Origin of the sequence: Bradyrhizobium murdochi (genome assembly GCF_000472965.1) — a bacterium.
GTDB lineage: Bacteria > Pseudomonadota > Alphaproteobacteria > Rhizobiales > Xanthobacteraceae > Bradyrhizobium > Bradyrhizobium murdochi.
Window position 1 is genome coordinate 1 of sequence record NZ_AXAU01000059.1, and the last position, 7,139, is coordinate 7,139.

General features: G+C 61.5%; 5 protein-coding genes and 2 pseudogenes. All 7 read right to left on the reverse strand.

Annotation, left to right across the window (positions count from 1 at the left end; genetic code table 11):
• Positions 1-481: 481 nt before the first annotated feature.
• Complete coding sequence (locus YUO_RS47450) at positions 482-634, reverse strand: hypothetical protein (protein WP_197427586.1); 153 nt, start codon at positions 632-634, stop codon at positions 482-484.
• 160 nt (positions 635-794) lie between these two features.
• Positions 795-2,261, reverse strand: coding sequence for a flavin-containing monooxygenase (locus YUO_RS0137370; RefSeq protein ID WP_028351684.1), 1,467 nt, complete (start codon positions 2,259-2,261; stop codon positions 795-797).
• Between the two features lie 211 nt (positions 2,262-2,472).
• Positions 2,473-3,906 carry an adenosylhomocysteinase gene (ahcY, locus tag YUO_RS0137375; RefSeq protein ID WP_028351685.1) on the reverse strand — a complete coding sequence of 478 codons (1,434 nt, stop codon included), beginning with the start codon at positions 3,904-3,906 and terminating at the stop codon, positions 2,473-2,475.
• A gap of 127 nt (positions 3,907-4,033) precedes the next feature.
• A complete protein-coding gene (metK, locus tag YUO_RS0137380; RefSeq protein WP_028351686.1) occupies positions 4,034-5,227 on the reverse strand; it encodes a methionine adenosyltransferase in 1,194 nt (397 codons plus the stop codon).
• Between the two features lie 60 nt (positions 5,228-5,287).
• A complete protein-coding gene (locus YUO_RS0137385) occupies positions 5,288-6,640 on the reverse strand; it encodes a hypothetical protein (protein WP_028351687.1) in 1,353 nt (450 codons plus the stop codon).
• Between the two features lie 233 nt (positions 6,641-6,873).
• A pseudogene (locus YUO_RS43325) lies at positions 6,874-7,059 on the reverse strand (IS3 family transposase); the annotation flags it as partial.
• Positions 7,041-7,139: pseudogene (locus tag YUO_RS49245) on the reverse strand (integrase core domain-containing protein); the annotation flags it as partial. The pseudogenes YUO_RS43325 and YUO_RS49245, both read right to left, overlap by 19 nt.

Below are 7,139 nucleotides of genomic sequence, written 5' to 3' on the forward strand. Positions count from 1 at the left end.
AGACGTAGGCGCAGGAAGCGTACGGCGAAGTCGTGTGGTTCGGGCGCCGCGGTGCTGGCGTTAAGCTGCGTGAAACTATTTGCGCAGCGACGGAGGCAAAAGAGCCGTTCTCCGGGAAGAGCACGAAGTAAGCCGTAAAGCCATTGCGCAGGGAAGGCCGGGATGCTCCCGCTGTACCTGTATGCTCGTGTGCATTTTCTTTTGCGCAAATCGCACACGAGACCGCGGGTGCAGCCAGCACCCGGTCTTCCCTGCGCCCTCTGAATCAGAGGGCGGGAAGTCGAGAGCAAAGCTCGGGCGCAATGCGCCGCGAGAATGCGAAGTTATATTCAACTGTCATCGTCCGCGAAGGCGGACGATCCAGTATTCCAGAGACGTCAATGATCGAACCGAGAAGCCGCGGCGTACTGGATCCCCCCCTTCGCGGGGGATGACAGCGTCAGCATGGCATCGAGATCGTCGGAAAATCCGAGCCCCCGCCTCACCCCCGGAGCGCCTGCAGTCCCTTGAAGGTCAACCGCTTCGGGTCGCGGACACCGGCCAGATAGAATTTGCGGATGAAGGCGATCGCCGCTTCGCGGTCGCAATCGGTCAGCGCCACAAGGGCATCGACGGCAATTCGCTGGGCGTCCATGGGCTTCCTCGTGCTGTCAGGTGCCGCAAGTCACGCAGCGTATGGGTACGCCGGTTAACCCGGCGTTAACCGTGAGAGCACTTTGGACGATTCGCCTTCACACACGTATACGCGAAACGACGCATGGGGCTTTCGGGACGCGACCACCGCCGATGCGACTTCACGAATACTGCATCACCCCGTCATCGACCTTGCCGTAGCGGAGCGTGACGATGTCGAGCGCGTAGTTCTGGTACAGCCGCCACGGCCGCTTCGAGCCCTGCTTGGGCAGTTTGGCGATCGAGCGCTGCACATAGCCGGAGGAGAAATCCAGCGACGGCAGTTCGGTGACCGACGGATCGACATTATGCGGCATGCACTGTTTGTAGCCGTTGCGGTCCATATAGTTGATCAGCCGGCAGACATATTCGCAGGTCAGATCGCATTTCAGCGTCCACGACGCGTTGGTGTAGCCGAACGCGGCCGCCAGGTTCGGAATGTCCGAATACATCATGCCCTTGTAGTTCAGCGTTCGCGCGAAATCGATCGTGCGGCCGTCGACACTGACTTCGAGCCCGCCGAGCACCTGCAGAACCAGCCCGGTCGCGGTGACAATGATATCGGCCTCAAGCTCGCTGCCGTCCTTCAGCTTGATGCCGCGCTTGGTGAACGTATTGATCTCGTTGGTGACGACGGAAGCGCGCTTGTCGCGGATCGATTTAAACAGGTCGCCGTCCGGCACCAGGCAGAGCCGCTGCTCCCACGGATTGTAGCGCGGCGTAAAGTGCTTGCCGACATCGTATTCCGGTCCCAGCGCCATCTTGACGCCGCCGAGGATCAACTGCTTGGCGCGCTCGGGCTTGCGGCGGCAGAGCTGAAAGAAATACATGCCGAACAGCACGTTGCGCCAGCGGATCATGTGATAGGCGAGCTTGGCGGAGAGATTTTTCCGCAGCTTGTTGGCAAGCGCGTCCTCCGCCGGCCGCGCCACCACGTAAGTCGGCGAACGCTGCAGCATGGTGACATGCGCAGCGGTCTTCGCCATCTCCGGCACCAGCGTCACGGCGGTCGCGCCAGAGCCGATGACCACCACGCGTTTGCCCGCATAGTCGAGATCCTCAGGCCATTTCTGCGGATGCACGATCTGGCCGGCGAAGTCCGCCGTGCCCGAAAAATCCGGCGTATAGCCTTCCTCGTATTTGTAATAGCCCGAGCACATGAACAGGAAATTGCAGGTGAAGCGCGCGATTTCGGTCGCGCCCTCGCCTGTGGTGCGTTCGGCCTCCACCGTCCAGCGCGACTCCAGCGACGACCACGACGCGCGCTTGACGCGGTGGTGGAAGCGGATGTGCTTGTCGATGCCGTTATCTACAGCGGTCTCGCGAACATAGTTGAGGATCCGCGGCCCGTCGGCGATCGCCTTCGGTTCGGTCCACGGCCGGAACGAATAGCCGAGCGTGTACATGTCGGAGTCGGAGCGGATGCCGGGATAACGAAACAGATCCCAGGTGCCGCCGATACAGTCGCGCCCCTCGAGAATGACGTAGCTCTTGCCGGGGCACTTCTCCTGCAAATGATAGCCCGCGCCGATGCCGGACAGTCCCGCGCCGACAATGAGGACGTCGAAATGCTCTGCCGTATCGGTCATGGCGATCCTCCCTGCTTTCAGATGTAATGGCCAGCAGGCAGAAATTGCAACTCGCATTGTCAGGTTGCTGCGACGATACAGGCTGTATCGGAATTTGCCGTTGAATTTCAACCGTCGCAGGTTGTGCGACCGACCAGCAAAAAGCCCCGGATCGCTCCGGGGCTTGGTAGTGCCTTGGCATTTACTTCAGGACGCCGCCCGCGACGTGAAATCAGTAGCGGTAGTGATCCGACTTGTATGGGCCTTCCGGCTTGACGCCGATATAGTCGGCCTGGTCCTTGCGCAGCTCGGTCAGCTTGACGCCGATCTTGGCGAGATGCAGCCGCGCCACCTTCTCGTCGAGCGTCTTCGGCAGCACGTAGACCTGCTTCTGGTACTTGCCGTCCTTGTTGTTGGCGAACAGCTCGATCTGCGCCAGCGTCTGGTTGGTGAAGGAGGCCGACATCACGAAGGACGGATGGCCCATGGCGTTGCCGAGATTCACCAAGCGGCCTTCCGACAACAGGATGATGCGGTGCTTGTCGGGGAATTCGATCTCGTCGACCTGCGGCTTGATGTTGGTCCACTTCAGGTTACGAAGGCCTGCGATCTGGATCTCGTTATCGAAGTGACCGATGTTGCAGACGATGGCGCGATCCTTCATCGCGCGCATGTGGTCGATGGTGATGATGTCCTTGTTGCCGGTCGCGGTGACGAAGATGTCGGCGCGCGGAGCGGCGTCTTCCATGGTCGTGACTTCATAGCCTTCCATCGCCGCCTGCAGCGCGCAGATCGGATCGACTTCGGAGACCATGACGCGGCAGCCGGCCTGGCGCAGCGACGCCGCCGAGCCCTTTCCGACGTCGCCGAAGCCCGCGACCATCGCAGTCTTGCCGGACATCATGACGTCGGTGCCGCGGCGGATGCCGTCGACCAGCGACTCGCGGCAACCATAGAGGTTGTCGAATTTCGATTTCGTCACGCTGTCGTTGACGTTGATGGCGGGGAACAACAGCGTACCCTTGTTCGCCATATCGTAGAGGCGATGCACGCCCGTGGTGGTCTCCTCCGAGACGCCCTTGATGTTCTTGGCGATCTCGGCGAAGTACCCCTTCGGCTTCTCCTTCAGGAGGCGCTTGACGAGCGCATAGAAGATTTCCTCTTCCTCCGAAGTCGGCTTGTCGAGGAAGGCGGTATCGCCCTGCTCGGCGCGGTAGCCGGCATGCACCAGCATGGTGGCATCGCCGCCGTCATCGAGGATCATGTTGGGCGTGCCGCCGCCGTGCCAGTCGAACAGCTTTGCGGTGTAGTCCCAGTATTCGGCGAGCGTCTCGCCCTTCACCGCAAACACCGGAATGCCGGCGGCAGCGATCGCGGCAGCCGCATGATCCTGCGTCGAATAGATGTTGCACGACACCCAGCGGATGTCGGCGCCGAGTGCGGCCAGCGTTTCGATCAAGACCGCGGTCTGGATCGTCATGTGCAGGGAGCCGGCGATGCGGGCGCCCTTCAGCGGCTGCTTCGGACCGTATTCCTCGCGCGTCGCCATCAGGCCCGGCATCTCGGTCTCGGCCAGCGAGATTTCCTTGCGGCCGAATTCGGCGAGCGAAATGTCCTTGACGATGTAGTCGGTGAAGGCGGGCTTCTTGGCGGCGGCAGTGGTCATGGGGAGTTTCCCTCTGTTGAGCTCGTCATTCCGGGGCGCGCGTGAGCCACGAACCCGGAATCTCGAAATCGTGGAAAAGAATCCGGGTTCACCGCTATCGCGGTGCCCCGGAATGACACTGTTAAAACTAAACCGCGCGCTTGAGCGGTTCGACCAGATCGATCTTCTCCCAGGAGAAGCCGCCTTCATTGTCGGGCGTGCGACCGAAATGGCCGTAGGCTGCGGTACGCGCGTAAATCGGGCGATTGAGATCGAGATGGGTGCGGATGCCGCGCGGCGTCAAATCCATCGCCTTCGCGGCTGCCTGCTCGAGCTGGTCTTCCGGCACCTTTCCAGTGCCGTGGGTGTCGATATAGATCGACAGCGGACGCGCCACACCGATCGCGTAAGCGAGCTGCAGTGTGCAGCGGTCGGCGAGACCGGCGGCGACGATGTTCTTGGCGACATAGCGCGCGGCATAAGCGGCCGAACGGTCGACCTTGGTCGGATCCTTGCCGGAGAAGGCGCCGCCGCCATGCGGGGCTGCGCCGCCATACGTATCGACGATGATCTTTCGGCCGGTGAGACCGGAATCGCCGTCGGGACCGCCGATGTAGAATTTTCCGGTCGGGTTGATGTGCCAGATGGTCTTGCCGTTGATCCATTCCTTCGGCAGCGCCTCGCGGACATAGGGTTCAACGATGTCACGAATCTGATTGGAGGTGAGGTCCTCGACCAGATGCTGGTGCGAGACTACGATCTCGCGCACGCTGACCGGCTTGCCGTTCTCGTACTGCACGGTGACCTGGCTCTTGGAGTCCGGACCGAGCACCTTCTCGCGGCCGGAATGGCGTGCTTCGGAAATCAACCGAAGGATCTTGTGAGCGTAGAAAATCGGCGCCGGCATCAGGTCAGGCGTCTCGTTGGTGGCGTAGCCGAACATGATGCCCTGGTCGCCCGCGCCCTCTTCCTGGTTGCTGGGCTGCTTGGCATCGACGCCCTGCGCGATATCGGCCGACTGCGGATGCAGCAGAATCTCGATGTCGGCTTTCTCCCAGTGGAAGCCTTCCTGCTCGTAGCCGATATCCTTGATCGCCTCGCGAACAACGCTCTCGATCTGGTCGTTGGTCACCGAGCTCGGACCGCGCGTTTCGCCAGCGATGACGACCTTGTTGGTGGTGGCAAGCGTTTCGCAGGCCGCGCGGATCTGCCAGGGGTCGATGCCCGCCTTCGGGCCTTCCCGGTAGAACAGGTCGACGATCTCGTCCGAGATTCGATCGCAAACCTTGTCCGGATGACCCTCGGAAACCGACTCGCTGGTGAAGAGATAGGAGGCGCGCATCAACAAACCCCTTGTTCCCGCCGAACCCCGGCGGCTGTCTGTGTTGTGTATCCTGGAATGTCAGTCGCGACGCCGCGAAATGACGTAGGATTCGTCGTAAAACCAAAGCCCGTTATGCTTGCGCAGAACCTCTCTGGTGGCATCGAGGGTCCGGCTGTTTTCAGTCATTTCCGTCAACCGGTCGTCTTCGATCTGGGCGACATACACCGCCGCATTCCACGCTGCAAAGGCCGTCGAGGTTCCGATCGAGCCGGTGACCTCGTTGGGCAGCGCTTCCATATCATAACGGAAGATGGAACGGTTATCGGCGTAGGCATTAAAGTTAAGGTCCCGCCCGGCCGAACCCAGCTCGTATTTCACGGCGCGCAATAGCTCATGGCGGCTCACGGCGAAAGGATTTTCTCCCGGCCAGACCGACTGGATGATTTCCAGGCCCGGATCCTGCCCGTGGGAGTGAATTCCAATCAATCGGCCCCCTGCCCGAAGCGACCGGGCCAGCGGCGCAATGATCCGCTTGGCGCGGAAATTCACAGAGGATTTTGCCCGATAGGGCTGGGAAGCGATCACAAGGTCGAAATTTGCCTCGGTCCGGCCGGCCCGTGGGATGATCGAATCAAGCAGGAACCGGTGATCTTCCCGGTACAGCACCAGCGCCACCGGCCGTTCATAGATCGGCATGCCCGATTTGGGGCTGATATTGGCGCGCCAGTTCTGTTCCAGAAACGGCCCCAGTTCGGCAATTTGCGTCTCAAACTCCCCCGAAGAGGCCCCCCGCAGGGCCACCTCGTGCCAGATCATGCCCGCGGCTGCCGCTGGCGAGGCCGGGGTCAGCCAGGGCGCCTCCGCGTAATGCATATTGGTCAGGACGATGACGGTCGCCGGGTGCTCGAACAGCCGGTCTGGCACCTTGTCGAGCGTCAGCCGGACGTCCTCCAGGCTCAACTCCTTGCCGGCGATATAGAAGGGCATATGGGGGAAACGGCCGTGCATCGAGCGCATCACCCGCGCCAGCACCGTGCCGTCGCCGACGCCCGCGTCGAATACCCTGAGCGCCGGCGGCCGCGGATGCAGGCTGGACAGCTCCAGCGCCACCCGCTCGGCAATCACCCGCTTTTCGCTGCAGGTATGGACGAACAGCAGGTATTTCTGCCGGTTCTCGAAGAAGCGGAAATTGCCCCTGGGGTCGCGCTTTTCCGGCGGCACTTCGAGGCCGCGCGGCGGCGGCAGCGTGCCGGTGGACGCCGCGATATAGGCCTGGATGCGGTCCAGCGTATCGATGGTGATGCGCTTGCCCTCGCGCAGCCGCTGCACCAGCTTCCCGTCGTTGACCGCCCGGCGCCCGAACGTCGTCTCCGCCATGTCGTACTGGCGACAGAACTCGGTGATCTGGCTGAGGATCTGGTCGTTTTTCATCGGGCCAGTGGTTGGGAAATGCCGGTGGGCAGCGGGAGATGGCTGAGGTTTCCTACCATCATTTGCCCAACGAGTACACGCCCCAAAAAGGGTGAGGCGTCATTGGAACCCGCCGCACCTGCTAATGTACAAGATGATAAAATGACACTTTGGGGTGCCGCTTTGCTCCTGCTTGCAACGCTGGGCCCGGCTATTGCGCACCGCCCTCACCCCGTCATTGCTGTCGATGTTCACTAATTCGCTGATTGGATCGCGGTGGTCTTGGTGGCTGCAAAGGCCTTCGGGGTGAGCCCTGCAAGGGCCTGATGAGGCCTGTGGTTATTGTAGTAGATCAGGTACTCGAACAGCTCTTTGGCGAAATGGTCGAGATTGTCGAAGGTTGCGCCCTCGATGACGTCCTCTTCGAGGGTTCGCCAGAAGCGCTCGACCTTGCCATTGGTTTGCGGCCGGTAGGGTCTGGTGTAGCGATGCTTGATGCCGAGTTCGAGCAGCATGGCCT